Origin of the sequence: Streptomyces shinuiensis (assembly GCF_043660855.1) — a bacterium.
Lineage (GTDB): Bacteria > Actinomycetota > Actinomycetes > Streptomycetales > Streptomycetaceae > Streptomyces.
On sequence record NZ_JBIHML010000001.1, the window covers coordinates 55,103 to 81,219 of the forward strand.

Annotated in this window: 22 protein-coding genes and 2 pseudogenes; 11 read left to right on the forward strand and 13 right to left on the reverse strand. The window is 73.0% G+C overall.

All coding sequences use genetic code 11. From position 1 onward, the window contains the following. Positions 1 to 345 precede the first annotated feature (345 nt). Positions 346 to 828 carry a MarR family winged helix-turn-helix transcriptional regulator gene (locus tag ACGRHY_RS00200; RefSeq protein WP_394633334.1) on the reverse strand — a complete coding sequence of 161 codons (483 nt, stop codon included), beginning with the start codon at positions 826 to 828 and terminating at the stop codon, positions 346 to 348. A gap of 50 nt (positions 829 to 878) precedes the next feature. On the opposite strand from ACGRHY_RS00200, the gene ACGRHY_RS00205 reads away from it, so the two are divergent. Then, entirely contained in the window at positions 879 to 1,295 is a 417-nt protein-coding gene (locus ACGRHY_RS00205) for a nuclear transport factor 2 family protein (RefSeq protein ID WP_394633335.1), read from the forward strand. Between the two features lie 501 nt (positions 1,296 to 1,796). Here the strand turns inward: ACGRHY_RS00205 and ACGRHY_RS00210 are convergent. The 4 genes and pseudogenes from ACGRHY_RS00210 to ACGRHY_RS00225 form a co-directional block, all read right to left on the reverse strand. Continuing rightward, positions 1,797 to 2,093 (reverse strand): annotated as a pseudogene (locus ACGRHY_RS00210) (GNAT family N-acetyltransferase); the annotation flags it as partial. Positions 2,094 to 2,140: 47 nt separating this feature from the next. Next, positions 2,141 to 3,520: an MFS transporter gene (locus ACGRHY_RS00215; protein WP_394633336.1), complete on the reverse strand. Its 1,380-nt coding sequence runs from the start codon at positions 3,518 to 3,520 to the stop codon at positions 2,141 to 2,143. Continuing rightward, complete coding sequence (locus ACGRHY_RS00220; RefSeq protein WP_394633337.1) at positions 3,517 to 4,416, reverse strand: SDR family NAD(P)-dependent oxidoreductase; 900 nt, start codon at positions 4,414 to 4,416, stop codon at positions 3,517 to 3,519. Before ACGRHY_RS00220 ends, ACGRHY_RS00215 begins: the two co-directional genes overlap by 4 nt. Continuing rightward, the gene (locus ACGRHY_RS00225; RefSeq protein ID WP_394633338.1) at positions 4,413 to 5,849 is read right to left on the reverse strand and encodes a flavin-containing monooxygenase; all 1,437 of its coding nucleotides are present in this window, start codon (positions 5,847 to 5,849) and stop codon (positions 4,413 to 4,415) included. The genes ACGRHY_RS00220 and ACGRHY_RS00225 overlap by 4 nt, the downstream gene beginning before the upstream one ends. Positions 5,850 to 6,085: 236 nt before the next feature. Here ACGRHY_RS00225 and ACGRHY_RS00230 point away from each other — a divergent pair, with 236 nt between their 5' ends. Both ACGRHY_RS00230 and ACGRHY_RS00235 read left to right on the forward strand, forming a co-directional pair. After that, positions 6,086 to 7,234, forward strand: a complete 1,149-nt coding sequence (locus tag ACGRHY_RS00230; protein WP_394633339.1) for a helix-turn-helix domain-containing protein — start codon at positions 6,086 to 6,088, stop codon at positions 7,232 to 7,234. Positions 7,235 to 7,358: 124 nt separating this feature from the next. Next, complete coding sequence (locus ACGRHY_RS00235; RefSeq protein ID WP_394633340.1) at positions 7,359 to 7,490, forward strand: hypothetical protein; 132 nt, start codon at positions 7,359 to 7,361, stop codon at positions 7,488 to 7,490. Between the two features lie 176 nt (positions 7,491 to 7,666). On the opposite strand, the gene ACGRHY_RS00240 is transcribed toward ACGRHY_RS00235, so the two are convergent. The 3 genes and pseudogenes from ACGRHY_RS00240 to ACGRHY_RS00250 form a co-directional block, all read right to left on the reverse strand. Beyond that, the gene (locus ACGRHY_RS00240; RefSeq protein ID WP_394633341.1) at positions 7,667 to 7,795 is read right to left on the reverse strand and encodes a hypothetical protein; all 129 of its coding nucleotides are present in this window, start codon (positions 7,793 to 7,795) and stop codon (positions 7,667 to 7,669) included. Positions 7,796 to 7,906: 111 nt separating this feature from the next. Continuing rightward, on the reverse strand, positions 7,907 to 8,536 hold the full coding sequence (locus tag ACGRHY_RS00245) for an esterase/lipase family protein (protein ID WP_394633342.1): 630 nt from the start codon (positions 8,534 to 8,536) through the stop codon (positions 7,907 to 7,909). A gap of 356 nt (positions 8,537 to 8,892) precedes the next feature. After that, positions 8,893 to 9,053 (reverse strand): annotated as a pseudogene (locus tag ACGRHY_RS00250) (imine reductase family protein); the annotation flags it as partial. A gap of 297 nt (positions 9,054 to 9,350) precedes the next feature. On the opposite strand from ACGRHY_RS00250, the gene ACGRHY_RS00255 reads away from it, so the two are divergent. Continuing rightward, the gene (locus ACGRHY_RS00255; RefSeq protein ID WP_394633343.1) at positions 9,351 to 9,875 is read left to right on the forward strand and encodes an RICIN domain-containing protein; all 525 of its coding nucleotides are present in this window, start codon (positions 9,351 to 9,353) and stop codon (positions 9,873 to 9,875) included. Positions 9,876 to 10,501: 626 nt separating this feature from the next. Then, entirely contained in the window at positions 10,502 to 11,146 is a 645-nt protein-coding gene (locus tag ACGRHY_RS00260; protein ID WP_394633344.1) for a hypothetical protein, read from the forward strand. Positions 11,147 to 11,166: 20 nt separating this feature from the next. Here the strand turns inward: ACGRHY_RS00260 and uppS are convergent, their stop codons facing one another. After that, positions 11,167 to 12,783: a polyprenyl diphosphate synthase gene (gene uppS / locus ACGRHY_RS00265; RefSeq protein ID WP_394633345.1), complete on the reverse strand. Its 1,617-nt coding sequence runs from the start codon at positions 12,781 to 12,783 to the stop codon at positions 11,167 to 11,169. A gap of 499 nt (positions 12,784 to 13,282) precedes the next feature. On the opposite strand from uppS, the gene heR reads away from it, so the two are divergent. Then, entirely contained in the window at positions 13,283 to 14,065 is a 783-nt protein-coding gene (heR, locus tag ACGRHY_RS00270; RefSeq protein ID WP_394633346.1) for a heliorhodopsin HeR, read from the forward strand. Positions 14,066 to 14,165: 100 nt separating this feature from the next. On the opposite strand, the gene ACGRHY_RS00275 is transcribed toward heR, so the two are convergent. Further along, the gene (locus tag ACGRHY_RS00275) at positions 14,166 to 16,880 is read right to left on the reverse strand and encodes a cation-translocating P-type ATPase (protein WP_394633347.1); all 2,715 of its coding nucleotides are present in this window, start codon (positions 16,878 to 16,880) and stop codon (positions 14,166 to 14,168) included. Between the two features lie 6 nt (positions 16,881 to 16,886). Next, positions 16,887 to 17,072, reverse strand: a complete 186-nt coding sequence (locus ACGRHY_RS00280; RefSeq protein ID WP_394633348.1) for a hypothetical protein — start codon at positions 17,070 to 17,072, stop codon at positions 16,887 to 16,889. A gap of 839 nt (positions 17,073 to 17,911) precedes the next feature. Here ACGRHY_RS00280 and ACGRHY_RS00285 point away from each other — a divergent pair. The 3 genes from ACGRHY_RS00285 to ACGRHY_RS00295 are packed head-to-tail and all read left to right on the forward strand — an operon-like array spanning position 17,912 to position 21,373. Next, positions 17,912 to 18,757, forward strand: coding sequence for a carotenoid biosynthesis protein (locus ACGRHY_RS00285; protein WP_394633349.1), 846 nt, complete (start codon positions 17,912 to 17,914; stop codon positions 18,755 to 18,757). Then, positions 18,754 to 19,878, forward strand: a complete 1,125-nt coding sequence (locus ACGRHY_RS00290) for a glycosyltransferase family 2 protein (RefSeq protein WP_394633350.1) — start codon at positions 18,754 to 18,756, stop codon at positions 19,876 to 19,878. Before ACGRHY_RS00285 ends, ACGRHY_RS00290 begins: the two co-directional genes overlap by 4 nt. Position 19,879: 1 nt before the next feature. Beyond that, complete coding sequence (locus ACGRHY_RS00295) at positions 19,880 to 21,373, forward strand: phytoene desaturase family protein (protein WP_394633351.1); 1,494 nt, start codon at positions 19,880 to 19,882, stop codon at positions 21,371 to 21,373. 13 nt (positions 21,374 to 21,386) lie between these two features. Here the strand turns inward: ACGRHY_RS00295 and ACGRHY_RS00300 are convergent, their stop codons facing one another. Continuing rightward, entirely contained in the window at positions 21,387 to 23,450 is a 2,064-nt protein-coding gene (locus tag ACGRHY_RS00300) for a YhjD/YihY/BrkB family envelope integrity protein (protein ID WP_491630949.1), read from the reverse strand. Between the two features lie 219 nt (positions 23,451 to 23,669). Here ACGRHY_RS00300 and ACGRHY_RS00305 point away from each other — a divergent pair, with 219 nt between their 5' ends. Next, positions 23,670 to 23,825 (forward strand): DUF6131 family protein, encoded by a 156-nt coding sequence (locus ACGRHY_RS00305; RefSeq protein WP_394637867.1) that lies wholly within the window; start codon positions 23,670 to 23,672, stop codon positions 23,823 to 23,825. A 196-nt stretch (positions 23,826 to 24,021) separates the two neighbouring features. On the opposite strand, the gene ACGRHY_RS00310 is transcribed toward ACGRHY_RS00305, so the two are convergent. Next, positions 24,022 to 24,657 carry a TetR family transcriptional regulator gene (locus ACGRHY_RS00310; RefSeq protein WP_394633353.1) on the reverse strand — a complete coding sequence of 212 codons (636 nt, stop codon included), beginning with the start codon at positions 24,655 to 24,657 and terminating at the stop codon, positions 24,022 to 24,024. A gap of 253 nt (positions 24,658 to 24,910) precedes the next feature. Here ACGRHY_RS00310 and ACGRHY_RS00315 point away from each other — a divergent pair, with 253 nt between their 5' ends. Next, complete coding sequence (locus ACGRHY_RS00315; protein ID WP_394633354.1) at positions 24,911 to 26,113, forward strand: alkane 1-monooxygenase; 1,203 nt, start codon at positions 24,911 to 24,913, stop codon at positions 26,111 to 26,113. Positions 26,114 to 26,117 lie beyond the last annotated feature (4 nt).

The window sequence follows — 26,117 nt, forward strand, 5'->3', positions numbered from 1 at the left end:
TGCGAAACCCCGCCGGACGCGGGCAGGAGTGAGCCGACGGGGGCCGGGGACCGCGGCCAGGCAGTCAGCAAGCCGGGGAGTTCGCCGCGTGAAGCCGGTGGCGCGTCGGCGAACCGGCCCAGACCGCCGGGGACAGGAGAAGGCGAGCGGACAGGCACGGTCTCACGTTGTGGTGATCAGGGACTCGACGCCTCGTGATCACCGGAAGCCGTGCCTGCCTCCGTTCCACACCCGGGCGAGCCCTCCTGCCTCGGATCCGCATCGCCCCGGACGCACCGCCTGAACGACGCCACCCTGCATGTGTTCCCGCGCGGGGCGAACAGCCGGTGCGTGTGTTCCGCGTGACTACCGGGGTGGTCGTACGGCCCGGCGCTCGATCGCTGTGGTTCCGCCGAGCTCGTCCAAGAGCCGGACCAGCAGGTCTCGATACCCGGCCAGGTGCTGTTCGCCAAAGCGGTCGGCCAGTCGCTGTTCCAGAGCGCTGCGGGCGCACCGTGCCGCGGCCACGGCGTCCTGGCCGCGGCCGGTCAGTCGGACGCGGCGGACCCGGGCGTCGGCGGCATCAGGCACACGCTCGCAGTAACCGAGGCGTTCGAGCTCCGCCACGGCCTTGGAGGCGCCCTGCTGGGTCATGCCCAGGCGCGCGGCCAGCTCGCCGACCGTGGGCTCGTCGTCGATCAGGCACTGAAAGACATAGCCGTGCGAGAAACGCAGATCGCCGAACCCCTGCTCGGCCAACTGCTCCTGAACCAGCAGGGCGGCGGCCTGGCCGGCGAAGAGGGCGAGTGTTCCGGTGTCCAACTGCTGCGGGTCGAGTGAGGGCGGCATGAGAACATCCTGCACTTGACAACCAAGGTTGTACAACTATGTTTGTTGATATGTCACTGCAACGGCATACCAACATCGACACCGCTGTCCGCTACCACCAGGCCGTTTCCGACTTCGCCAGCGGCGAGGAACTCTCCGCGTTCTTCCATCCCGACGCCACCCACCACGAGCTGCCCAACGCGCTCTTCCCCGCCGGCGACGTCCGAGATCTGGCCGGCTTGTGCGCTGCCGCCGAAGCGGGCCGCAAGACACTGGGTGCGCAGAGCTTCGAGGTGCTCAACGCCCTCGCCGTGGGCAACCAAGTCGCTCTCGAAGTGCTCTGGACCGGGACGATCGCCGTTCCCCTGGGCGACCTGCCCGCAGGACATACCCTGCGGGCCCATATCGCGGCTTTCCTGGAGTTTCGCGATGGAAAGATCATCACTCAGCGGAACTACGACTGCTACGAGCGGCTCACACCCGCCTGACACACCGGGGCCGGGGAAGCATGATCAGGCTGCGGTGACTCCCTCTCGCCCGACCGGGACGCAGTTCTCGAACCCGGCACCGGAACGGACAAGTGCGACCAGGTGGGCTCCGGCGTCAGGCCGGGGCCGGCCTGGCTGTCGGTGAGGCGCCGCTGCGGCATTGGACGCGGCGCGGCACCGTCGCCGGACACGCCACTCCGCCGGGTCGGGAGCACGGGCTCCGCCGCCTCCGGCCCACGGGGAGGGATCATGATCCACCGCGCACCGGCCGTGTGGTGTCTTCGCCCGTACACCACCCGTACAACTCCCGCCTGTCGGCGGTGCTGTGCGGTGGGCGCCGCCGGTCTCCGGAACGGTCAGGTCAGCGCATGTCCCCGCCCCAGCCCCACCGGCACGCCCCGCCCGGGCGGGGCCGTCAGGCAGCGCGGCCGCCGGGCCCGAACGCGCCGAGGCCGACGCCCGTGGAATGCGCCCGGCGGCCCCGCGCTGCCGGGCACGGGCTCAACCGGGCGGCGGAGCCGGGGACCACACACCGAACCACTGCTCGGCGCCCCACTCCTCGAACCGCTCCACCTCGGTGAATCCCAGCCTCGCCGCGAGGCGCATCGCGCGGGCGTTGGCGGTCCGGGTGCACAGCACCACCGGCTCGCCGGGATGCGCGGCGGCGAACCAGCCGAGTGCCGCCGCGCACGCCTCGGCGGCGTACCCGCGTCCCCATGCCCGCGGCAGGAGCAGGTAACCGAGCTCGGCCTCTCCGGCCTCCGCCCGGATGTGCCCCGGACGCTCCGCGCCGCTCCGGCGCCCCCGAACACCCCGATCCGCATGCGGGCCGCCCGGACCCCCGGTCACCGCTGCGCGGCCTCGTCCAGGCCGCAGCGACGCTGGAAGGCGACGGCGACCGCCATCAGCGCGGCGGGGAGGACGGTGAAGCCCAGGAGCAGTGCCGTGAGCGCGGAGTCCGGCTGCGCCACGGTGTGTCCCTCCGTGGTGGCGACGAAGCCGCCGACGGCGAGGGCCGCCGAGTACACATAGGGCCCAAGGGCCGTCCCCGTCGCCTCGGTGGCCGTCCAGACGCCGGTGTACGCGCCGGCGCGGGCCGTACCCCGGGTCTCCGCGGCGGCCACCGCGTCCGGCACCATCGAGAAGGCCAGCAGCTGCAGCCCGGCGAAGGCGGTACCGAGGGCCACCACCACCACGACCGTGAAGGCCACGCCGGCCGTCCCGCCCAGCAGCAGTGCCAGCGAACCGGCGATGAACACCCCCTGTGCCAGCAGCAGTCCGCGCTGCTTGCCCGTACGCCGCGACAGCCACAGCCAGCCGGGCCCGGCGATCACGGCCGGGGCGAGGAAGCCACCCATGAAGACGGTGGTGAGGCCGCTGTCCCCGAAGACGTACCGGGTGTAGAAGGGCAGCGCCGCGAGGAAGAGATGCGTGGTGGTCCCGGTGAAGAGGTAGGACAGCCCCAGCGACCGGAAGTCGCGGTCCCGCCCGGCCAGGCGCAGATCCCCCAGGACGGAGTGCGCGTGCCCGCCGGGCGGGCGGAAGCCGCAGCGGCCGGTGAGCCGCCGGACACCGGCGAGGCCGATCACCCCGGAGACGGCCATGCCCATCGCCAGCAGCACCGCCATCCGGGAGTAGTCCCCGCGGCCCCCCGACGCGACCAGGGCCGGTGCGGCGACCCCGGAGGCGAGCAGCCCCAGGGTCAGGAAGAGCATCCGGAACATGAAGACCCGGGTGCGCTCGTGGTAGCCGATCCGCAGGTCGGAAGGCGTCGTCAGATACGGCACCTGGAAACACGCGAAGAGCAGGTTGCCGGCGATGAACCAGCCACCGACCCACAGCGCGGCCCCCGGCCCGGTGAGGCCCGCGGGCACGGTGAACAGGGCCGCCAGGGAAAGCGGCAGCAGCAGTCCCCAGCGGAGCATGCCCCGCCGGTGCCCGGCGCGGCGGGCCTGCCGGTCGGAGAGCGTGCCCAGCAGCGGGTGGACCACAGCGTCGACGATCTTCGGCACCAGGAGCGTCAGTCCGGCCAGGAACGGCGAGACGCCCAGCGTGTGGGTGAGGAAGTACAGCAGGAGCAGCCCGGGGACGGTGACCCACACGCCCATACCGACCGAGCCGGTGGCGTACGCCACGAGGTCGTCGGCCCGCGCCCGCCGCAGGTGTCCGGCCCGCTCGGCGGCCTCCCGCGTCGGCGGGTCGGGAACAGCGGGGACGGCGGTCACGGCCGGCCTCCGTGGCGCCGGACGACGCCGGCGGCCGGCTCCGCGCCGTCGAAGGCGCCGGACCGGACGCGGCCGGCCAGGGTGCGGGCGACGATCCGGTCGGTCAGCGACGGCAGATGGCGGGCCAGGAGGAGTTCCACCGCTCCCCGCCGGGTGGTGGCCAGATCGCGGCGGACCCGGTGGCCGAGCCCGGCCCGGAGCACCGCCTCCACCACGCCCTCCAGCGGCTCGTACCTGCTCATCCCCTCCAGGGACAGCCCGGCCGCGGCGGTCGAGTCGTGGATGGGACTGCGCACCGCCGAGGGGTAGACGCAGCTGACTCCGACGTGGGTGCCGATCTCCAGGCGGAGCGCGTCGGCGTACGCCACCAGCGCACGCTTGGAGGCACCGTACGCGGCCGCCAGGGGCAGCTGCATGACGGCCATCCGGGAGGAGACCATGACGACCCGGCCCCGGGAGGCCACGAGGGCGTCCACGCAGGCGGCCGTCACGCGCCAGGTGCCGAGCAGGTTGATGTCGAGCTGGCGGCGGACCTCGGGGCCGGGCGGGAGTTCGGCGGGGGCGGGCCCGCCGATTCCCGCGTTGTTGATCAGCAGGTCCAGGCCGCCGAGCCGGGCGAGGGCCTCGGCCACCGCGCCGGACACGGCGTCGTCGTCGGTGATGTCGCAGGCCAGGACCTCGGCCCGGTCGTCCGGCCCGGGGGCGATGTCCAGGCCGACGACGTGTGCGCCGAGCGCCGCGAGCCGTTCGCAGAGTGCCCGGCCGAAGGTGCCGGAAGCGCCCGTGACGAGAACGCGCAGGCCGCGCGCGTCACGGCGGCCGCCGCCCAGCAGGGCGGCGAGGGCGGCCCCGGGAGAAGTACGGAAGGTCGCGGTGGTACGGGGGCCGGTGTTCATACGGTGCTCTCCTCGGTGTTCTCCGCGCGGGTGGCCGGGGCGGCCCGGCGGCCGGCGGCGCGGCGCACGCGGGCACGTCCGGCCTTCGTCTCCCGGGACAGGTCGGCGAGGTAGCGGTCGAAGTCGATCCGCATCCGCGGCCTCCGGTCGATCCCCCAGCGGGCGGTGGCCTCGCGCAGATCGCGGTCGGTGGAGCGCCGCCGCTCCGCCGCCGGGGGAAGGGCGTAGGCGCCGGACAGGCGGGCGGCGGCCAGTTTGGCCTGTGCCTCGACGACGGGGAGGGCGGCGCCGGTCGACTGCATCAGCCCGACGAAGGCGAGCCCGGGGTCGTCCGGGTGGAACACCCTTTTGTACAGGGGCAACTGCTCGGGGTCCCCGCCCGTCCAGCGGGCCGAGAGGAAGGGGATGGTGACGCGGTACCCGGTGGCCCAGACGACGATGTCGACCGGGTCGGAACGGCCGTCGGTGAAGACGACCCTGTCCCCGTCGAAGCGGTCGATGCCGGGGCGTGCGGCCACCTCGCCGTGGGTGAGGCGGTGCAGGATGGTGTCACTGACGGTGGGGTGGTTCTGGAAGAGGCCGCCGGCGGGGGCGGGGAGCCCGTAGCGCTGCGGGGGGCCCACGGCCAGCGTGAGGAGGGTCTCGGCGATCCGCTGGCGGATCCGCCAGGGCAGGACGGACAGGGCACCGCCGGTCGCGTCGGCCGGACGGCCGAACAGGTACTTGGGGACGATGTGCACCCCGCGGCGGGCCGAGAGCAGCACCGGGCCGCGGGCGGTGTACGAGGCGTCGACGGCGATGTCCATGGCGGAGTTGCCCATGCCGACGACGAGCACCCGGCGATCCCGGAAGGCCTCGGCGGTGCGGTATTCGTGCGCGTGGATGCGGGTTCCGGAGAAGCTTCCGGGATAGCCCGGTTCGGGCAGCCGGGGGTCCCAGTTGTGGCCGTTGGCGACCACGACGGCGTCGTAGCGGGCGGTGTCGCCGGTGTCGGTGGTGACGAGCCAGGCGTGCCCGGTGCCCGGCGGGCCCCCGGCCGCGGGGCGGGCCGGTCGCGGATGCCCCGCGGCGGTTCCCGTCCCGTCCTCGCGTTCGACGGAGACGACCGTGGTGCCGTAGCGGATGTGTGCGATGAGACCGAAGGTCTCCGCATAGTCGGCGAGGTAGCCGGCCACGAGGTCGGCCGACGGGTAGTCCGGCCACGAGGCCGGCATGGGGAAGTCCGCGAACTGGGTGCGGCCCTTGCTGGTGTTGAGGTGGAGCGAGGCATAGGCCGGCGAAAGACCGCTGCTGTTGCCGCGGGCCCACAGCCCTCCGGGCCGGTCGCCCTTCTCGTAGGTGACGGTGTCGAGGCCGGCGTCGAGGAGTGCCTTGGTGGCGGCGAGACCGGCCGCTCCGGCGCCGATCACGGCGACACGGCGGGGAGGGGTCATGGTGGCGTCTCCTGGGGCGGTACTGGAGGGCGGCGGGGGTGAGCGCCGGTTCACCGCGCCCGGTCGGGGAAGCGTCGGCGGGACCGGAGACGTGCCCGGGGCGGGCGGGGCGGTGGTGGCGGCCGGTTTGTGGTGGGACCCAACCGTAGGTGCGGCCCACCGGCCGGAACATGGCGTGCGTCACCCGATTCGGCCCCAGCGTTGTTCCCGGTCACAAGGACGGGCAGGATGGCCGGATGCACACTCGCGGCGACTGGCCCCCGGTGGTCGACCTCATCGAGCGGGTCGTCGGCGAGGACGACCTGCTGCCCTCGGTCGTGGCCGCCGTCCGCACGATGGTGCAGGAGATCGCCGCCCTGCCCGCCGCCGACATCGCCGGGCACACCCGTGCGCTGCTGGCCGCGGCCACCCGGGCGCTGGCGGCCCGCCGGGGGCCGACGGAGGCGGAGCTGTCGTTCGTGGAGGAACTGGCGGTGACGCGCGCCCGCCAGGGCGTGTCCATCGAGGCCGTGCTCGCGGCCGTGCACGTGGCCGAGCGGGCGATCTGGTCCCGCGCCCGGGAACTGGCGGGCGCGGCGGGGGTGGCGCCTGAACGACTCCTGGACGCAAGGGAGTTGTACGACGACTGGGCCGAGGCCGTAAGGGTTCGGCTGATCACCGCCCATCGCGCCACCGGGACCGACCAGGAGCCGCCGAGCAGCGAGCGGGACGCGGCGCTGCTGCGGCGGCTGTTCGCCGGCGGCTCGGCGGCGGCGCTGGCGGCCGCCGAGGCGGGCCTGCCGACGGCGGGCGGGTTGTGGGTGCTGGTCGCCCGGCCGGAGGACGCCCAGGTCGCGGCCGCCCCTGACCGCGCGCCCCGCGCCCCGCGTGGCCGGGCACTGTCCGCGCTGGTGGACGGCCTGCTGGTCGCCGTGCACGCCCGGCGGCCCCCGGCCCGCACCGCCCGCGCCGTGGTCCGGGCGGGAGCGGCGGCCGGGCTCGCCGGCCCCGGTGACCCGGAAGGGCTGGCTCTCGTACGGCGTCTCGCGGTGGACGCTCTCACGGCGGCCGAGTCGGCGGGGCGGTCCGGCGTGGTGCACGTCGCCGAGGTGGCGGCCCTCGCCGCGGTGGTGGACCGGGCCGATCTGGCGACGGTGCTCCTCGACCGCCACGGGGCGGCGCTGGCCGGGCTGGGCGCGAACGCCGAGCCGGTCGCCCTCGCCGTCCGTGCCTGGCTGGAGGCCGACCGGGATGTTTCGGCGGCGGCCGAGCGGCTGTTCGTCCACCCCAATACGGTGCGCAACCGGATTCAGCGCTTCTCCGGCGTCACCGGGATCGACCCGGCCGGGACCTTCGGGGCCGTCGACGCCTGGTGGCTGTGCCGGGCCTGGCTCGACCGGTCCTGACCGCCGCCGGTCCCGTCGGGCCGGGAACGGCGTCGCCCGGTTCGCCCCCGGCGGCCCGGGCCGCCGGGGGCCCTTCACGTTCCAGCCACCGCAGGAGGAGGGCCGGGGCGCCGACGACGGGCCGGTGGACGCATTCGCCGCCGAAGGCACCACCGTCGAGCGGGCGCCGGCCGACAACGCCTGGGCCTACGCCAGTACCACCCGGCAGCAGACCCGTCATGAGCCGGGCATCAGTACTCGCTGGACAAGGCTCTGACGGCCGCGGACGAAGGACGAGGTCGAACGCTTCCACCTCACCCTGCCGGAGGAGTGGGCCTACGTCCGGCCCCACACCTCGGACCACGAGCGACAGGCCGTTCCCGGGCCGACCGGACTGGTACGGCTACCACCGGCCCCAAACCGGCATCGGCGGCCGACCGCCCACCGGCCGCGTCACCGGTCACCGGCGGCCGGTGCGACGCTGTACTCGTCATCGGTCATGTCCTGCATGGCGCCTCCGAAGTGGTCGGGCTCGGCGACCTCCGGCATCAGCGCCGGCTCGTCCGGCCGCTGCGAGAGCACCAGCCGGCAGGCCGGATTCCGGCCCCGGAGAGGAGCACCGGACCGGCCGGCAGCCCGCTCCGGAGCCGGTTCGGCCTCGGAGCGGGCTGACCGCGGTGCGGGCGTACTTACTCAGGAGACGACGTCGCGCACGGCATTGACGACCCCGGTGTTCGAGATCATCCCGATGTGCCCGAGACAGGCGGTCCGGCGGTTGTCGGCGCCGTCGAGGATCGTGCTGCTGATCGGGTAGATGACGAGGTCGCAGGGCGAGCGGAAGGTCGTGTAGCTGACGTTGCCGGGAGTCGGGTCACCGGCGTTGAGGTTCCAGAGGAAGCTCGACCAGGGGTGCATCTCCGCGCAGGAGATGATGAGGAGGCTGCACCATCCGGCGACTGTGGTCCCGTTGTTCGGGCCGCCGATCGATACCCAGTCGTCGACCCGGTTGATGCCGCCGAGGTTCTTTATGTAGTAGCGCGAGGAGAGGCCTCCCATGGAGTGGGTGACGATGTCGACCTTGCTCGCGCCGGTCTGGCGCCGGACGTCGTCGATGTAGTCGGACAGCCGGTGCGCGATGGTCACGTTGGAGAGGTAGGAGTTGTATCCGAAGACGTGCAGCTGGTCGTCGGAGTAGCCGTTCGCTCTGAAGTTGTCGACCATCGTGGAGAACTGGCCGCTCTTGCCGGAGAAGCCGTGCACGAAGACGACGGGTTCGGAGGTGTTGGCTTGTGCGGCGGTCGAGGTGAGAGGTACGGCCAGCACGGCGGCCAACAGAACGCAGAGGGAAGTCAGGGCATGGCGAAGGCGCATCTGAACTCCTGTCAGGCGGGCAATGGGGACTGCTGTGTGGGAGGTTCCAGGGAACGCGCACCCCGTACCAGAAGCAGGTCCGTGCTTCTGCGGACGTCAGGTTACTCACACGTAGCCTGGCGTTGACATCACGGGGACATCACGGTGTGTGATCTACGAAAGCCGCATGAAGGAAGAGATCGTGGAGTCGGCGTAGCCCTACTCCGGGCCGGGTCAGATGCCGGGGCACGGTCCGCCGAGGACGCAAGTGGGCGATGCGGTCCGGGCGGAGTCGCGGCCGAGCGTGTGTTCACCGGTTCCGCGTTCGGTCAGCGCGGTCCTCGGATGCTGTCGATGATGCGGGTCCAGTTGTCGCCGCCGTGTCCGTTCTCGATCGCGCGCCGGCAGTGGGCCTGTACGGCCGGGGGAGCGCGAGGCCGAGGCCGAGTGACGCGCTGGTCTCGACGGTGTGGTCGGACGTCGCGCCCCGGCCGCAGGTTCGGCTCCGGGGACCGGACGCCGGGGTGGCTGGTGGGCCTGGAGGCCGGCTATCACTCGATCGGCGGGATTGATCACCCCGAATGCGCGCCGCCGTGCACAGAGAGTGGCGCGAATGTACTCCCAGCGCGGTCGTCCGCGCTCTGACCGAGGCCGCGTCGGCGAAGGCAGGCTGTTCGCCACGGGGGCTGCACCGGGCAGCCGTCGAAATCGATCTTGGAAGGAGACGGGGAAGATCTTGCTGCTCCGAGGACGTCTTCGGGTTCTGCCGACCGCTGCGGTGGCCGCCGTGACCACCGTGGGACTGTCGGTGTCACCGGCCCACGCCGCGCCCCCGGTGGGCCAGGATGTGATCATCAGCAACTACGCCAGCAACTGGTATCTGTCCACCGACCACCAGACCGTGGCCGAGGGCCAGCGCGTCCAGGTCTGGGACGCCGACCCCATGGCCAACAACGGCGCCGGCAGCATCTGGCGCCTCACCCGCCGCGCGGACGGAAGCCACAGCATCTCCCCCAGCGAGCCGTACGGGAGCGCCCCTCGGTTCTGCCTGACCAACGAGAAGGCCCCGGGCAGCAGCGGCGAGGGGACGGTGTGGGTGAGGCGCTGCGCCGACGGGGACTCACGCCAGTCCTGGTGGATCGACGAGACCAGCAGCCGCTCCTACATCCACACCATCACCCCCGAGAACGACCCCGGCTACGCACTGGGCCCCCACCGCGGCCTGGCCGCGGCCGACGTCCACGTCAACGTCACCCGCCGGCAGGGCGGCACCCCCGCGACCGTCCAGATGTGGAAGATCAATCCCGCCTGAGCCCCGATCACCAGGGCCGCGGCCCGCCACGGCGGGGTTCCGCATCTCCATGGGCACGGAAGTGCGGAACCCCGCCTGTTGGGGCTCGGTACGGCTCAGGCCTCCGGGGCTCCGCGAGCACTCGTAGGTCGGTGACGGAGACACGCCGGACATGACGGAACCTTGTACGCCCTCGCCGTCCGGGGTGCGAGGTGCTGACGGGAAGACGACGGGCGCCACGCGCGCCGGCGCGCGTGGCGCCCGTCGTCTCCACCAGCGGCCCGTACAGGGCTGTGTCCGGTGACGGGCTCGCCGTACCCGGCGTTCAGGGCCTCCGCCCCGGAGTCGCCGAGGTGAGGAGACGGCCCGCCATGAACTGTCCCCCGGCGGGCCGGCGAGGCGACGCCGGGCCCAGCGCGGCACGGTCCTGGGCGCGGTGCGCCCGGGCGGGCTCCGCTTCGCGGCGGCTACGGCGGTCTGGGCGTGCGCTACCACCTCGGGCGTCCCTCAAGTCCGGATACACCCAGCAGGGCGCCCCTATCACCCTTTCAGGTGGTTTCCGGTCGTTCCGCGGCCTGGGCATACCGGCGGTCGGATGATCCTCCTGGGCCGTGCCTGCGGCCCGGGAAGGAATGGTGCGTACAGCGATGAGTGCGACACGACGAACGGTCCTGGGCGCCACCGCGGCCGCGCCCCTGCTGGCCCAGTTCACCGGGACGGCCTCCGCCGCCGCGGACGACAGGTGGGGCACGATCTCCGGCGGCTGGGCCGAGGTCCGCTGGACCGAGCAGGTTCAGGCGGAGCTGGGCCGGTTGAAGGCCGTGGTGGAGGCAGTGGCCCCAGCCCGGATGGTTGAGGACTCCCGGGGACAGGCGGTGCGGTTCACCGCACCGTCCGGCAAGGGCAGCCTTTCACTGAAACACCTGCCGGAGGCCGCGGGCAGCGGCACCATGGAAGGTGGGATCGCGATCCGCACGCAGGCCGGCGGTTTCCGGGTCGTCAATCCCGAGAGCGTTCTGCGGGATGGGGTGGCCTCCGGAAGGTGCGTTGTCAACGGCGTCGAGGTCGGGCACCGTTCGGTGTTCCGGTGCGCTCTGGCCGAGGGGCTGCTGACCACCGACGGCGCACCGGCGGGCCGGCCGCTGAGGGTCCGGATCGGCGAGGTGCCGCTGCGCCCCACCCCCGAGTTGCTGGAGGTGTACAGCGCCACCTTCGGCACCCCCGTGTTCACCGCCGACACGGTGGTGGCGTATGTGACCGCCGAGGGCCTGTACACCCCGCCGAAGCCGTGAGGCACGGGCCGGCCCCGGGCTCAGGAAGCCGGGGCCGGCTCCCCAGGGCGGTCGTCCTCGGGAAGGCCGCCGCCGAAGCGGCGCCGGCGACCGGCGTACGTGGTGACGGCCTTCCTCAACTGCCCCAGGCCGAAGTCGGGCCAGGGGGCCGGGTCGAAGACCAGCTCGGCGTAGGCCAGATGCCAGGGCAGGAAGTTGCTGATCCGCTGCTCACCGGAGGTGCGGATCAGCAGATCGACGTCGGGAAGGCCGGGCACGTACAGATTCCGGGCCAGGTCGGCGGGGCCGATGTCCTCGGGCCGAATCGCCCCCGCGGCCACTTCGGTCGCCAGCGCGCGGGCGGCTTCGGTCAGTTCTTCCCGTCCGCCGTAGTCGACGCAGACGGTCAGCGACAGCACATCGTTGTTCGAGGTCAGGCTCTCCACCAGCTCCAGCGCGGAGGCGAACGACGGCTCGATGCGGTCGCGCCGCCCGCACCAGCGCACCCGCACACCCAGTTCGTGCAGCCACTCGCTGCCCTGGGTGATCCCGTGGCCCAGGGTGTCGAACAGGGTGGCCAGTTCGCCCTGGGAACGGCTCCAGTTCTCGGTGGAGAACGCGTAGACGCTCAGGTGCCGCACTCCCAGCCGCAGAGCGGCGTTGACCAGGCGCATCGCGGCCCACTCACCCGTCTGATGGCCCTGGGAGGCCGGCAAGCCCTGCCACGCGGCCCAACGCCGGTTACCGTCCATGATCACCGCGACGTGGTCGGGCACCGCACCCGCGTGCGGCCAGGCCGGGCGGCGAACCGTCCCTCCGGCTGACACCAGTGGTTCGACGCCGCCGGTGAAGACCTGGGCCTGCCGGAGCACGACCTCGTCGAACTGCATTTGTGCGCCCAGGAGCAGGGTGTGCAGGAACGGCCGGTACTCCGGGGCCACCATCCCGGTCACCGGCACCACCCGCCGCATCAGGCCGTGCCAGCGCCCGAGCTGGATGCTCACCAGCTCGTCCAGCGCCTGGCACCGTTCACCGCGTGCGAGATCGCCGACCTCCAGCCCCAACCGCCGCAGGTCGGCGCGCGGCAGGTAGCACCGGCCGGCGGCGAGATCGATCGGCAGGTCCTCGAAGATGTCCACCAGTTGGCACACTTCGCCCAGCAACGAGATCAGCGACGGCACTTCCCGCCTGCTCGGCTCCAGCAGCGGAGCCCACATCTCGAAGACCGTCCCCCCGGCCCCTCGCAGATAGCGCCGCTGTTCGGCGAACGTCTCGAAGTCGGGCGGGGAGGCGCAGTCGGCTTTGATCGCGTCGAGGAACTCCTCGATCACCGCGTGGTCCAGCCCCTTCCCCAGCACGGTGTCCACGAACGCCCTCCGCAGCGGGTGCTCACCGCGCCCCGCACGCAGCTCCCGCAGGGTCTCTGAGCTCCACCGGGCGATCCGCTCCTCCCGGTCCCCCTGCGTCCCACGCTCGTCGGCGAGGCGATCGGTCCGCACCATGAAGCCGTGCACGGCCAGGACGTGGGGACGGATCGCGGCGGGCAGTACCTCGGCCGCCTTCCACATCGGTGCCAGAAACCGTCTGGTCTCGGCCGCGCACAACTCGTAGGACTCACGCAGTCCGGTCGAACCGGAAGCGGGCTCGTTCCCCACCATGTACAGACCTCCCCTTCGGCCGAGCCGCCGTCACGAGATCCGCGGCGCGGCAGACGGTGGCACCCCCCGACCCGTGGTCGGGGACCCCCGCCTTCATCAACGACACGCCGATCGATCGGTACCGGCCGGGGTGACAATCCGCTCGCGGGGTTGACCATCGCCGCCCACGAGAGGATCAGCAGGGCGAGCGCGAGACCGGTGACCGGAACCGTCCGCCCACCGTCCGGCACGTGCCGCGCCGAGTGCGCCCGGGAAGAACGCGACGAGCCCGCGTGCCAGGAAGAGGCCTGCCCGAACAGCCCGCCGAGTGACGCGACGACCTGCCTGCACTCCACAGGCGGGCCGGGGCACTCCTCTGACGGGGGGCGGCGGTCCGGCTGCGGCGGTTCCCTGGGCCACTCCGGTGACTTCCGGCGGGGCGGTGCCGTGACTGCCGTGGTTCTCGCCCGGACCGGTACGACCATGCAGATGTGCGGCGGCGTCGGACCCGGGAGGAACCGTGAGCAGACAGGACGACACACCGGTGGCCACCGGTGTCACCGCCGAACGCCTGGCCGGGCTCCGCGCGTGGAATCTGGGGCTCACGCTGCTGCACCTGATCCAGGCCGTGGCGGTCGTGCTCCTCGCCGGGAGCTTCTCGATCACCGTCACCTCCTCCGTCCCCGAGGGGCCGCCGGGAACGGACGCGCCCGCCCCCGAATCGCTGTTCGACGTGCCGATCGGCTGGGCCGTCGCCGTCTTCCTCGCCCTGGCGGCGCTGGACCACCTGCTGACGGCGACGGTGTTCCGCGGCGTCTACGAGCGCGATCTCAGGCGTGGAATCAACCGGTTCCGGTGGCTGGAGTACGCGCTGAGCGCGACCCTGATGGTGCTCCTCATCGGCTTCTACTCGGGCATCACCACCATCAACGCCGTCATCGCCGTCATCGGAGCCAATGTCGGGATGATCCTGTTCGGCTGGATCGAGGAGATGATGAACCCGCCGGGACGGGTGGCGACCACGATGCTTCCGTTCTGGTTCGGGACGCTGGTGGGCGTGACGCCGTGGATCTCGATCGCGTACAACATCGTCGCGGCCGAGACCGTCCCCGGTTTCGTGTACGGGATCGTCCTCGTCCAGGCCGCTCTCTTCTTCAGCTTCGGTCTCAATCAGTGGCTCCAGTACCGCGGAGTCGGCCGGTGGTCCGACTACGCGTACGGCGAGAGGGCCTATCTGGTCCTCAGCCTCGTGGCGAAGTCACTCCTGGCCTGGCAGATCTTCGCCGGCTCACTGGCCGACTGAGCCCGGAACACCTCGGGGCCGGGGCCCGGCCGGCCCCGTGGGAGAGCAGGACGGCGACGGGGAGAAAGGCCGCGCCGGTGGCCGCCCGGGCTCGGATGTCTCACACGCCGCGCCGCGCCGCGTGGCCCCGCCCCGCCCGCAGGACACGCCAGAGGTGCTCTGTCAGCAGCACGGTGGAGGCGGTGGCCAGGCACACGGCCCACTGGACGGGCGTGAGGGAGACGGTGTCGAAGACGCCGTGGGCGAAGGGGATCTGCACGGCGACGATCTGGAGCGCGAGGACGGCCGCCAGGCTGGCCCACAGGGTGCGGTTGCGCAGTTGGTGGCGGCCGAGGACGGGACCGTCCTCGCTGCGTGCGTTCAGGGCGTTGAACAGCTGGAAGAGTACGAACGTGGTGAAGGCCATGGTCGCGGCGGTCGCGGGATCGGTGAGGTTCCGGGCCACCGCGAAGACGGCCAGTGTGCCGGTGGCCATGACCGCGCCGGCGCGGGCGATGGCACCCAGCCTGCGGGCGCCCAGGATGCGCTCGCCGGGCGGCCGGGGCGGACGGCGCATGATGCCGTCCCGCGGCGGATCGATGCCCAGGGCCATGGCGGGCGGCCCGTCCATGATGATGTTGACCCACAGCAGCTGGATCGCGGTCATGGGGGCGGGCAGCCCGGCCAGCACGGTGGCGAGCAGGGTGAGGATGGCACCGACGTTGGTGGACAGCTGGAAGCGGACGAAGGTGGTGATGTTGTCGTAGATGGAGCGGCCCTCGCGCACCGCCCGGACGATGGTGGAGAAGTCGTCGTCGGTCAGCACCATGTCGGCGGCTTCCTTGGCGACATCGGTGCCGGTGATGCCCATGGCGACACCGATGTGCGCGGCGCGCAGGGCGGCGGCGTCGTTGACCCCGTCGCCGGTCATGGCCACGATGTGGCCGCGCTGCGCGAGGGCGCGGACGATGGTGACCTTGTGCTCGGGGGCGACGCGGGCGAAGATGCCGATGCCGTCGATGCGCGACGCGAGTTCCTCGCCGCTCATCCGGGCCAGTTCGGCGCCGGTGACGACGTCACCGGTGATGCCGAGTTCGCGTGCGATGGCGGCGGCGGTGTCGGCGTGGTCCCCGGTGATCATTTTGACGGTGACACCGGCGTCCTGGGCCAGGGCGACGGCGTCGCGGGCCTGTGCTCGGGGCGGGTCGGCGATCCCGGCGACCGCCGTCAGGGTCAGTTCGGCCACCTGTCGCGGGTTCGACCGGCCGGCGGTGGCGGTGGCCGCGCCCAGGACGCGCAGGCCCTGACCGCCCAGCCGGGTGGCGGCGGCGACGACCTCCCGGCGCCGCTCGTCGTCCATGGGGACCGGTCCCTGCTCGGTCAGGACGTGGGTGCAGCGGTCCAGCAGGACGTCGACGGCACCCTTGGCGTGGACACGGGTGGATCCGTCGGCCTCGGTGTGGAAGGTGGCCATGTACTTGGCGGCCGGGTCGAAGGGCACCTCGCCGGTGCGCGGCGTGCGGGTGCGCAGCGTCCCGGGGTCGAGGCCGGTCTTGGCTGCGAGCACGAGTACGGCGGCTTCGGTGGGGTCCCCGATGATGCCGTCGCCGGTGAGGCGGGCGTCGTTGCACAGTGCGAACGGCAGGACCGCGTCCCGTGGGTCCGTGGCCGCCGGTCCTGTGCCGGACGGGCGCACGCTGCCGGCGGTGTCGTAGCCGTCACCGGTCACCTCGTAGAAATGTCCGGCCGACCACAGGGCTCGGGCGGTCATCTCGTTCAGGGTCAGGGTGCCGGTCTTGTCACTGCACACCACGGTCGCGGAGCCGAGGGCCTCCACGGAGGCCAGACGTTTGATGATGGCGCCCCGGCGGGCCATCCGGTGCACGCCCAGGGCCAGGGTGAGCGCGAGGACGGCGGGCAGGCCTTCGGGGATCGCGGCGACCGCCAGTGCGACAGCTCGCAGAGCGAGGTCGGCCAGGTCCTCTCCCCGCACCAGGGACGCGATCGCGTAGGCGGCCACCGCGATGCCGCTGATCAGGGCCAGGCGCCGGCCCAGGCTGTCCATCTGCACCTGCAGCGGGCTGGGCGGTTCGGTGCCGGTGCGCAGGGCCGCGGCGATCCGGCCGACCTCGGTACGCATGCCGGTGGCGGTCACGATCATCTCGGCGCGGCCGCGGGTCACGGCGGTGTTCATGAACAGCATGCCGGTGCGTTCGGCGACGGGCACCGGGTCCTCGGCGTCGGCCGGGGCGGGGGCGGTCGACTTGGCGACGGGGTGGGATTCGCCGGTCAGCGTGGCCTCGGCGGCCTCGACGGACTCCGCGACCACCAGGCGGCCGTCGGCCGGGATGCGGTCGCCGGCTTCGAGCAGGACCACGTCGCCGGGCACCAGGGTGCCGGCCTGGACCACCTGCACCCGGCCGTCACGGCGTACCCGGGCGGTGGGCACCAGCATCTGCCGCAGTGCCTCCAGGCTGCGCTCGGCACGGCGTTCCTGCAGGTAGCCGATGACGGCGTTGAGGACGAGGACGGCGGTGATGACGATGGCGTCCTTGATGTCGCCGATGATGCCGGCGACGACCGCGGCGGCGAGCAGGATGCCGATCAGCCAGCTGCGGAACTGGTCCAGCAGGCGCAGCAACTGCGACCGGCGGGCGGGTTCGGCCAGTGAGTTGGTGCCCCAGACGGTGGCCCGCCGCTGCACCTCAGCCGCGGACAGGCCTGCGGACGGGTCCACGCCGAGGAGCCCGGCCACCTGCGCGGCACCATGCAGGTGAGCGTCGGCCACCGGTTCGAAGGTGTGCGGCGGGGCCGTACCGGGCGGCTGGTGGACCATGATCGGTTACTCCTTCACGCGCAGGGCAGCGGCGGGGGCGTGGTGCGGCAGGACCTGGCCGGCCGGGCGGCGGATGCTTCGAGGGCGGCCGACGGCGTACACGTTCCACGGCGGTGTCGCGCGCAGGCGCGGTTTCCGGGCCACGGCGACCGCGTCAAGGCCGGCGGTGGAACCCTCCCCTTCGGCGGTCATCGGATCGCTCCTCTCGCTCTCCCGTCCCGGAAGGCCGCCGCAAGCGGCATCTCGTCCCCCAGCCTCGGCGACACCGCTCACTTCGGCCAGGGACCAGCAGGCTCATCAAGGGGCCGGTCGGCCCTGTCGGCCCCGAGAGGTCCCAGGCGCCGGCTCCGGCGCGCACCGACCGGGAGAGCGGCGGCGCCGCTGCTCGAATACCCGTCGGCTCCTGCCGGATACCCGTGTGCGGCCCACCGCGGCAGAGGCATCCGGTCCGGTGCGGCCGCGGGCCGGGCCGTCGCGGTTCAGCCGGGGCGGGCTTCTTCCCACGTCTGGAGGAGCGCTGCGGGGACGCGTCCGCGGTCGGGGGGCCGTAGCCGTTGTCGCGGGCCCACGCGCGTACGGGCCGGGAGCCGATGCGCTGCCCGCGGTCGAGGCACGACGCCGGTGTGCCCCGGCGGAGCGGCCGGCCGCACGGGCGAGTGCGGCGTCTTCCCCACCCATGGCACGCGGTCGGCCTCACCGTACGTTCCGCCGCGGCCCGACCGGCCGCCGCGCAGTGGCCGGCTAGCCAGGACTTCGATGCGCGCCTCGGGCCGGAGTGCGGGCGAGGTGCTCGTGCGAGCCCTGTCCGGACGCCTGTGCGGCGAGACGGTGCGCGTCGGGGGCGTTCCGGACCGCTTTCCCGCCGCTGTCGCCGACCGGACGATGAGGCGCCGTGCGGTTCGCCCGGTCCCGGATCCGTGCGGAGGGCGTTCACGGGTGCCGCGCCGTCGTGTGGTCCGTACCGGTGAAGCCCGTGGTGCCGGTCTCGCCGCCTCGGCGGTGGGACCAGGTCGTCTCCCTATGCTCGTCGCATGGTTCAGGTACAGGAACGGCCGGCGCTGCGCCGTGGGCTCGGAACCGGTCGGCGGACAGCCTGGTCGCTGGCCGCGGCCGCCGTACTGTGCCAGATTCCCTATCCGCTCGTATCCGGCCCGTGGCGCGATGCGCTCACCGTCGTCGGCGTGGTGGTCTTCTGCCTGGCGTCCGTCGCGGCCGCCGCGCTGCGGCACGGTGTGCGGGGCCCGCTGGCGCTGTTCACGGTGGCGGGGCTGGGGGGCCTGGTGGTGGAGGCCGTGGGGGTGCGCACGGGTTTTCCGTTCGGCGCTTACCACTACACGGGCTCTCTGGGTCCGAGCGTGGCGGGGGTGCCGGTGGTGGTGCCTCTCGCCTGGATCATGATGGCCTGGCCCGCCCTGGAGGCGGGGCGTGTGCTGGCCGGGAGCCGGAAGCGTGCCGGGACGATCGCGGCCCGGGTGCGGACGGCGGTGATCGGAGGGTGGGCGCTGGCTTCCTGGGACGTCTTCCTCGACCCGCAGATGGTCGATGCCGGCCGCTGGGTCTGGTCGGACCCGCATCCGGGGCTTCCCGGCGTGGAGGGCGTACCGCTGACCAACTTCGCCGGGTGGGTGGCCGTGTCCGTGGTCATGGTCGCCGCCTTGGACGCCACCTCCCGTCGCTCGGTGCGGCCGCACGCCGGGAACGGCACACCCGGTGGTCCGGCCGTCGTGCTGTACCTGTGGACCTACGCCTCCTCGGTGATGGCCTGCCTGGTGTTCTTCGGCCGCCCACAGGTGGCACTGGCGGGGGGAGTACTGATGGGCCTGGTCGCCGTGCCGCTGGCCGTACGGGTGGTGGGCGCCGCCGGGAGACGGGGGTGAGCCGGCCCGGTTCCGCGCGGATGGCGGTCGCGGCGGGATCGGTGCTGGCGGTCGCCGGTGCCGTGCACAGCGTCTGGAACAGCAGGGCCTTGCGGATTCCGCCGACGGATCCGCCGCCGACGGCCGAGCGCGTGTCCCTCCTGATGCCGGTGCGCAACGAGGCCGGGCGTGTCGGCCCCGCGCTGCGGTCCCTGCTGGCGCAGGAACGGGTGCCCCGGGCAGAGGTCATCGTGCTCGACGACCAGTCCACCGACGACACCGGTGACGTGATCCGCCGTCTGTGCGGGCCGTACCGGCACGCCCGGGTCGTGCGCGGCACGGCACCGAAGCCCGGCTCCCCGGGCAAGGCCCATGCCTGCCAGCAGCTCGCGTCGCTCGCGCGGGGCAGCGTACTGGTCTTCGTGGACGCGGACGTGGTGCTCGCGCCGCATGCGGTGGCGTCCTCGGTGGCCCTGCTGCGCTCGGCCGGACTCGACCTGATCTCCCCCTTCCCCCGCCAGGTCGCCGAGGGATCCGTCAATCGGCTCGTCCAGCCGCTGCTGCAGTGGTCCTGGCTCACGGCGCTGCCGCTGCGGCGGGCGGAGACCTCGCCGCGGCCGGCGCTGTCCGCGGCGAACGGCCAGTTCCTCGTCGTGGACACCACTGCCCTGCACGGCTGCGGCGGCTTCGCCGCGGTCACGGACGAGGTCCTTGAGGACATGGCGCTCATCCGGGCGCTGAAGCTGGCCGGCGGCCGGGGCGGGGTCGTGGACGGCAGCCGGGTAGCGAGATGCCGGATGTACGACGGCTGGCGTGATCTGCGTGAGGGATACGGCAAGTCCCTGTGGGCGGCGTTCGGATCCGGCGTCGGCGCGGCGGCGGTGTGCGCCCTCCTCCTCTGGGCTTATGTGGTGCCCCCGTTGGCGGTGCTGCGGGGGTCGCGCTGGGGTGCGGCCGGATATGCCGCAGCCGTGGCGGGGCGGGCGCTGACCGCGCGGCGCACGGGTGGGCGGTGCTGGCCGGACGCGCTGGCTCACCCGGTGTCCGTGGGCTTGCTGGTGGCGCTGACCGCGCGGTCCTGGATCGGTCACCGCCGCTCCACGTTGACGTGGAAGGGCAGACCGCTGCGAGGGGGGTGCTGAGGTGGCCCGTGTCGCCGTGATCGGTGCCGGTATGGGCGGGCTGGCGGCCGCCGCCCGGCTCGCCGGCCAGGGGCACCAGGTCACCGTGTACGAGCGAGCGGTCGCGTGCGGGGGCAAACTCGGTACCGTGCGCCGGGACGGTTTCGTCTTCGACACCGGGCCGTCGCTGCTGACCCTGCCCGAGGTCTACCGCAGGCTGTTCGCGGACACCGGCGCGCCCATGGAGCGCTGCGTACCGCTGAGGCCGGTGGAGCCGGCCTGCAGCTACCGGTTCGCCGACGGAACCGGCCTGGCGATGCCCGGTGACCCGCGCCTGGTGCCCGGCGCACTGGACGATGCCCTGGGCGAAGGGGCCGGATCGCAGTGGGCCCGGCTGCACGCGGCCTCCGGCGAGCTGTGGCGGCTGGTGGGCGAGAACGTGCTGCGGCGGCCGCTCGACGGCCCGGCGGGACTGCTGCGCCGCTCGGTCCGCCCCGGCGACCTGGCCGCCGTCGCCCCCTGGCGCACCCTGCGGGGCACCGGCCGGCGGTACCTGCGTGACCCCCGGCTGCGCATGTGGCTGGAGCGCTACGCCACCTACAGCGGCTCCGATCCCCGGCGCGCCCCCGGCGTCATGGCGGTGGTCTCGTACGTGGAGCAGCACTACGGCACCTGGTACGTTCCCGGCGGTCTTCGCCTGCTGGCCGAGGCCGTGGAGCAGCGTTGCGCCGAGCTGGGGGTGCGGTTCCGCTACGGCTGCGAGATCGCCGCGGTGGACACCTCGGGCGGGGGCGTCACCGGGGTACGGCCGGCGGACGGCGGCACGGCGGCGGCAGATGTCGTCGTCTCCGGCGTCGACGCCGCGGTCCTCTACGGACGCCTGGCAGCGGACCGGCGCGGGCGCCGGCCCCTCGCCGCCCTTGCACGTGCCCGGTCCTCGCTGGCCGGGTTCGTCCTCCTGCTCGCGCTGCGCGGGCGGGATCCCCGGACACCGCACCACCGGGTTCTGTTTCCGGTGGACTACGACGCGGAGTTCGACGCGGTTTTCGGTACCCCGGCCCGTCCCGCCGCCGACCCGACGGTGTACATCAGCGCGCCGGACGACGCCGCGCTGCGCCCCGGTGACGCGTATGAGGCGTGGTTCGTTCTGGTCAACGCCCCCCGGCACGCACCGCGGGGGGAGCCCGGCACCGTCGACTGGACCGTTCCGGGGCTCAAGGAGTCCTACGCCGAGCGGATCCTGGACATCATGGCCGCCCGCGGCACGAACGTGCGCCCGCGCCTGCTGTGGTACGAGGCCCGCAGCCCCTTCGATCTGGAACGCGAGACCGGGAGCCCGGGCGGCGCCATCTACGGCACCTCGTCCAACGGCGTCCGCGCCGCTTTCCTGCGGCCGGCCAACCGCTCCCCCATCCCCGGGCTCTTCCTCGTCGGCGGGTCCGCCCACCCCGGCGGCGGCCTTCCGCTGGTGGCGCTGTCGGCGGAGATCGCCGCGGCGCAGATCGGCGACGCCTGACCCCGCGGAGCCGCTATCTCAGCGCCCGCGCCACCCCGGCCACCAGTTGCAGAAAGCCGACGGCTCCGGTCGCCGTCCAGCACACCACGCACACCACCGCCCAGTCCCACCCCGTCCCCGGCGTGCCGTCGGGCAGCAGACCGCTTCCCAGGCACGCGACCGCGCACAGCACCACCCGCAGCGGCCGTTCGGCGACGCTCAGCACCCCGACCCCGCGCATTCCCGCCGCGTTGGCCCGGGCCCGCACGTACTCGTGCAGCTGAGCCAGGAACGCGGCCGCCAGGCACCAGGAGGCCGGCGCCCCCAGGACGTACAGGACCGCGACGAGCAGAAGGTCCGCCACCCGGTCGGCCAGGGCGTCCACCACGGCTCCCAGAGGGCGGGCCCGGCCGGTGATCGCGGCGACCGCGCCGTCCAGCCCGTCGAACAGGCCTGACAGGACGACGAGCGCGCAGGAGGCCAGCGGCCATCGGCCGCCCGCGGCCGCCGGTCCCACGGCGGCGGCAACCGCGACGGGTCCTGCCAGCGAGAGGAGATCGGGCGGCAGGGCACGGAGCGGACGCATGGAGGCGCAGCGCTGAACCAGCAGCACCCACATCGAGGCCGGAACGCTGCCGGAGGGGTCGTGCCCCCCGTGGAGCTCGGCCCACCGGGCCAGGGCGTCGTCGCGGCCGTGCCCCCCGGGTCCTGTGGACACCGTCCCGCGTCCGCGGAAGCGCTTCCCCGCGACCGCGGGCGCTCCGGACCGCGGCCGAGAAGCCGGCTCACCGTCCGGGCGATCGCCCGGTACCCGGCTCCTCCGGGGAGGGCGGGGCATCGCGAGAAGGGATCCTGTACGGCTGTCCAGGCGGAGCATCAACTGGTAGCCGACGAGCAGGACCGCGTGCAGCAGGTACAGCCACAGTCCCAGTGCCACGGTGACTCCGGGGGCGACGAGCCCGCCGAACGGCAGGCTCCAGTCGACCGGGATGGCCAGGAACACCACGAAGCCGCAGAGGAAACCGCACAGGAACGCCCCCGTCACGAAGGCGGCCGGGACCACCGCCCGGGGAGCGGCGGCGCCGACGCCGACGAACCGGAAGACCAGGAGCACTTCCGTGGAGAGCAGGACCCACAGCAGGTGGAAGGCCAGAAAGGCGGACAGGGCGGCGTGCCGGCCGCCGGCGTCGGCCAGCCGGGCCAGCGCCGGGCCGGCGGACAGGGCGGTGCCCATCAGAAGCGGGGCCGCCACCAGTGCGGGCACCAGCCCCAGCCTGCCCCGCCAGGCGGTGAACGTGTCGTCCTCCGCCGCCGCCGGGGACAGGTGGAGGAAGCCTCGGCGCAGCCCTTCGCCGTACACGGTGGCGGGCACCAGCACGATGGCGAGAGCGGGCCAGGACAGCCCGACCGCCGCCTCGGCCAGGGTCCGCAGTCCTGTCTGCACTCCGTGCCCCTGGGGAAGCACGTCCGCGATCTGCGCCACGGCCCGCCGAGTGTCGTCCGCACCGAGCACGAACGCGCACAGCCGGAGCAGGAGCAGTGCCAGGGAAACGACGGAGACCATTCCGAAGAAGGAGATTCCCGCAGCCACCAGGGCCACCTGCCTGCCGTGCAGACCACCGCGCACCTCGCGAACGAGTACGCGCAGCGCACCCCGCCTCGTGTGCGTAGCACCAGTCGGCACCGGCCGCTCCCCTACATGCGTTCTGAGGCATATGCGCGCTTCGCGGTGACGATACACAGGACACCGCGCGACAGCGGTCCCCCCATGGGCACACGCGCCTTCGCCGTCACCTCGGCGCGGAATCGCGGAACGTTCGACCCTGTCCCGCACTCTGCCGACCCCGGGCAGAACCGAGGAGTCGCCGGTGCCCGGCGACGAACGCCTGTGACGCCGGTGGCCGTGGCCTTGGCTGTGCCGGGCACTTCCCGGCGGTCGGTTCCCGCACCACCGTCCGACTCCCCCGGGCGGGTACACCGGACGAACGGCAGGAGCTCCACCAGCAGTGCGCCGGCCCGCTCCCGGTCCCCTCCCGTCGCCGCGGCGTGGAGTTCCAGGACCCGTCGCGGGACCAGGACGACGCACCCGCGTCGCCACGCTTGGGCCGGGTTCCCTCTTCCTGATGCGGGGGCGCAGTCACCGCGGCGCGACTGATGGAGCACTTCCTCGCCCAGTGATGAACCGGGACGAGAGGGAGGTCCGCCTTGCCCCGCCACCGGTTCACGCCCTCCTCACCGGCCCCCAGTGGTCGATGAATACCTTTTTCATGAATTTCGATACATAATGATATGAGTAGCTTTGTGCATGGGAGATGTCATGATCATCCTCGGTGTCATTCTGCTCGTCATCGGCTTCGTCGCCGATATATCGATCCTGTGGACCATCGGGATCCTCCTCCTGGTGATCGGCGCGGTCTTGTGGCTCCTGGGCGCCACCGGACACGCCGTGGCAGGACGCCGGCACTATTGGTGACCGGGCTCCGCACAGGCGATGAACAGACGGGAGGCTCTTTCGGTCAGCGGCTGACAGATCAGTCCCGGCCGCCGGGCCGGCCCCGGCCGGCGTCTCGGCGTGCCGTACGTCGGCGTCCGCACGAGGCCCCGCTCGCGCCTCCGCGGACGTGCGGCGGTATCCGCCTCCTCCCGCGCGGCCGCGAACTTCCCGCACCTCAGGGCTCGCGTGCCACGCCCAGCACCGCGCAAGCGGCCCGGGCCACGGTTCCGGGCGCGTCCGCGGTCAGGGAGGAGGGCAGCAGCATGTGGCTGACCGTCAGCCGCACGGCGAGGTCGGCCGCCTCCGCACGCCGATCCTCCGACGCCTCCGGCACCGCCTCGCCCAGCCAGTCCGCCAGCAGGCGCCAGGCGCTCGTGAAGACGGGTTCGGGCCTGCTCGTCAGGAACGGCAGCAGCGCGTCCGTGCCGCCGCGCACCGCGGTCAGCACCGCGCCGACGAAGGGGTTGGCGCCGGCTTCGGCCAGAGCGTGGGCGACCGCGGCCTCCAACGCGGCGGCGACGTCGTTCCGGCGCTCGTCCAGCACCGCGGCAAGGCCCATGAGGAACACCTCCGCCTCAATCCGCACCAGCGCCCGACCTATGCCCGCCCGGTCACCGAACTCCTTGTAGATCGAGGGCCGCGACACCTCCGCCCGCAGGGCGAGATCGGCCACCCGGACACGGTCCCAGCCGCCCTCGGCGGCCAGCGCACGGGCCTCGGCCAGCACCCGCTCCCGCATCTGCTTGCGCCACGCCACCCGGGGTGGATCGGCACGGGGCTCGGGCGGAGGGGGCGAGCGGCGGTTGCGCACAACGGCATTGTGCCATCGCGCCCTTGCTCGGTCACGGCAGCCGCAGCCGCCGTACGCGGAGGACCGGGGTCCACCCGCCTGGTCCCGGGCCGGGAAGTCACCATCGCGCCGGCTGACGCCGAGTCAGAATGTTTACACCGCGCCCCCTTTGTCAGCGCTCTCACGTCATGGCACTTTCGGTCCACCCCTCGTGCGCACTTCCGCCGTTCCGGAGCCGGCGCGCGAAAACGCGTCCCATCGTCAGGGAGGCCCCATGAAGCCAGCACCGTGTGACCCCCGCACCTGGCGGGATCCCAAACGCCGTCTGTGGCCGCTCGCCCTCGCCGTTCCGACCCTGCCCTTCCAGGCAGGCGGCCTCGTCTCCCTCACGGGGATGAACTCGTTCTGGTGGTGGGGGCCGTTCTTCGCCTTCGTCATCATTCCCCTCGTCGACCGGCTGGTCGGGCCGGACGGCTCCAACCCCCCGGACCAGGCCGTGCCGCGTCTGGAAGCCGATCACTACTACCGCTGGTGCACCTACCTGTATCTGCCGATACAGTTCGGCGCCCTGGTGTGGGCGTGCGGCCAGTGGGCGAGCGGCCGTCTGTCGGTCGCCGACGGTCTGGGCCTCGCCGTGACGACGGGGGTCGTGGCGGGCGTCGCCATCAACACCGCCCACGAACTCGGCCACAAGCGGGAGTCGCTGGAAAGGCGCCTGAGCCGTATGGCACTCGCGCAGACGTGGTACGGGCACTTCTACGTCGAGCACAACCACGGCCACCACGTGCGGGTCGCCACACCGGAGGATCCCGCGAGCAGCCGCGTGGGCGAGAGCTTCTGGCGCTTCCTGCCTCGCACCGTCCTGGGCAGCCTGCGTTCGGCATGGCACCTCGAGCGGCGCCGGCTGAGCCGGCGCAAGCGACCGGTGTTCGGCCCGCACAACGACGTCCTGACTGCGTGGGCGCTGTCGGCCGTGCTGTTCACCGCGCTCACCGCGGCGTTCGGCTGGCGGGTCCTGCCCTACCTGGCCCTGCAGGCCGTACTCGGCTTCTGCCTGCTGGAGACGGTCAACTATCTGGAGCACTACGGCCTGCTGCGGCAGCGGCGACCGGACGGCCGTTACGAGCGGGTGGCTCCCCGCCACAGCTGGAACAGCGACAACACGGTCAGCAACCTGTTCCTCTTCCAGTTGCAGCGGCACTCCGACCACCACGCCAATCCGCTGCGCCGCTACCAGACCCTGCGCCACTTCGACGAGGCGCCCCAGCTCCCCTCGGGCTACGCCACCCTGATCGTCCTGGCCTGGTTCCCGCCCCTGTGGCGGAAGGTGATGGATCACCGGCTCCTGGCGCACTACGACGGCGACCTGACCCGGGCCAACATCCATCCGCCCCTGCGACGCCGCCTCCCGGGCGGCGCGGAAGCGGACCGGGACACACCGTCGGACGCCCGGCGGAGTGTCCGGAAGACCGGCTGACCAC

What these genes read in the sequence shown, in the direction of transcription:
- ACGRHY_RS00220 (WP_394633337.1), bottom strand. Translation starts at nt 4,416, where the DNA reads ATGAACACCGGCCCCCGTACCACCGCGACCTTCCGTACTTCTCCCGGG.
- uppS (WP_394633345.1), bottom strand. Translation starts at nt 12,783, where the DNA reads ATGGTGGGGAACGAGCCCGCTTCCGGTTCGACCGGACTGCGTGAGTCC.
- ACGRHY_RS00260 (WP_394633344.1), top strand. Translation starts at nt 10,502, where the DNA reads ATGAGTGCGACACGACGAACGGTCCTGGGCGCCACCGCGGCCGCGCCC.
- ACGRHY_RS00200 (WP_394633334.1), bottom strand. Translation starts at nt 828, where the DNA reads ATGCCGCCCTCACTCGACCCGCAGCAGTTGGACACCGGAACACTCGCC.
- ACGRHY_RS00205 (WP_394633335.1), top strand. Translation starts at nt 879, where the DNA reads ATGTCACTGCAACGGCATACCAACATCGACACCGCTGTCCGCTACCAC.
- ACGRHY_RS00285 (WP_394633349.1), top strand. Translation starts at nt 17,912, where the DNA reads ATGGTTCAGGTACAGGAACGGCCGGCGCTGCGCCGTGGGCTCGGAACC.
- ACGRHY_RS00305 (WP_394637867.1), top strand. Translation starts at nt 23,670, where the DNA reads ATGATCATCCTCGGTGTCATTCTGCTCGTCATCGGCTTCGTCGCCGAT.
- ACGRHY_RS00275 (WP_394633347.1), bottom strand. Translation starts at nt 16,880, where the DNA reads ATGGTCCACCAGCCGCCCGGTACGGCCCCGCCGCACACCTTCGAACCG.
- ACGRHY_RS00280 (WP_394633348.1), bottom strand. Translation starts at nt 17,072, where the DNA reads ATGACCGCCGAAGGGGAGGGTTCCACCGCCGGCCTTGACGCGGTCGCC.
- ACGRHY_RS00315 (WP_394633354.1), top strand. Translation starts at nt 24,911, where the DNA reads ATGAAGCCAGCACCGTGTGACCCCCGCACCTGGCGGGATCCCAAACGC.
- ACGRHY_RS00230 (WP_394633339.1), top strand. Translation starts at nt 6,086, where the DNA reads ATGCACACTCGCGGCGACTGGCCCCCGGTGGTCGACCTCATCGAGCGG.
- ACGRHY_RS00225 (WP_394633338.1), bottom strand. Translation starts at nt 5,849, where the DNA reads ATGACCCCTCCCCGCCGTGTCGCCGTGATCGGCGCCGGAGCGGCCGGT.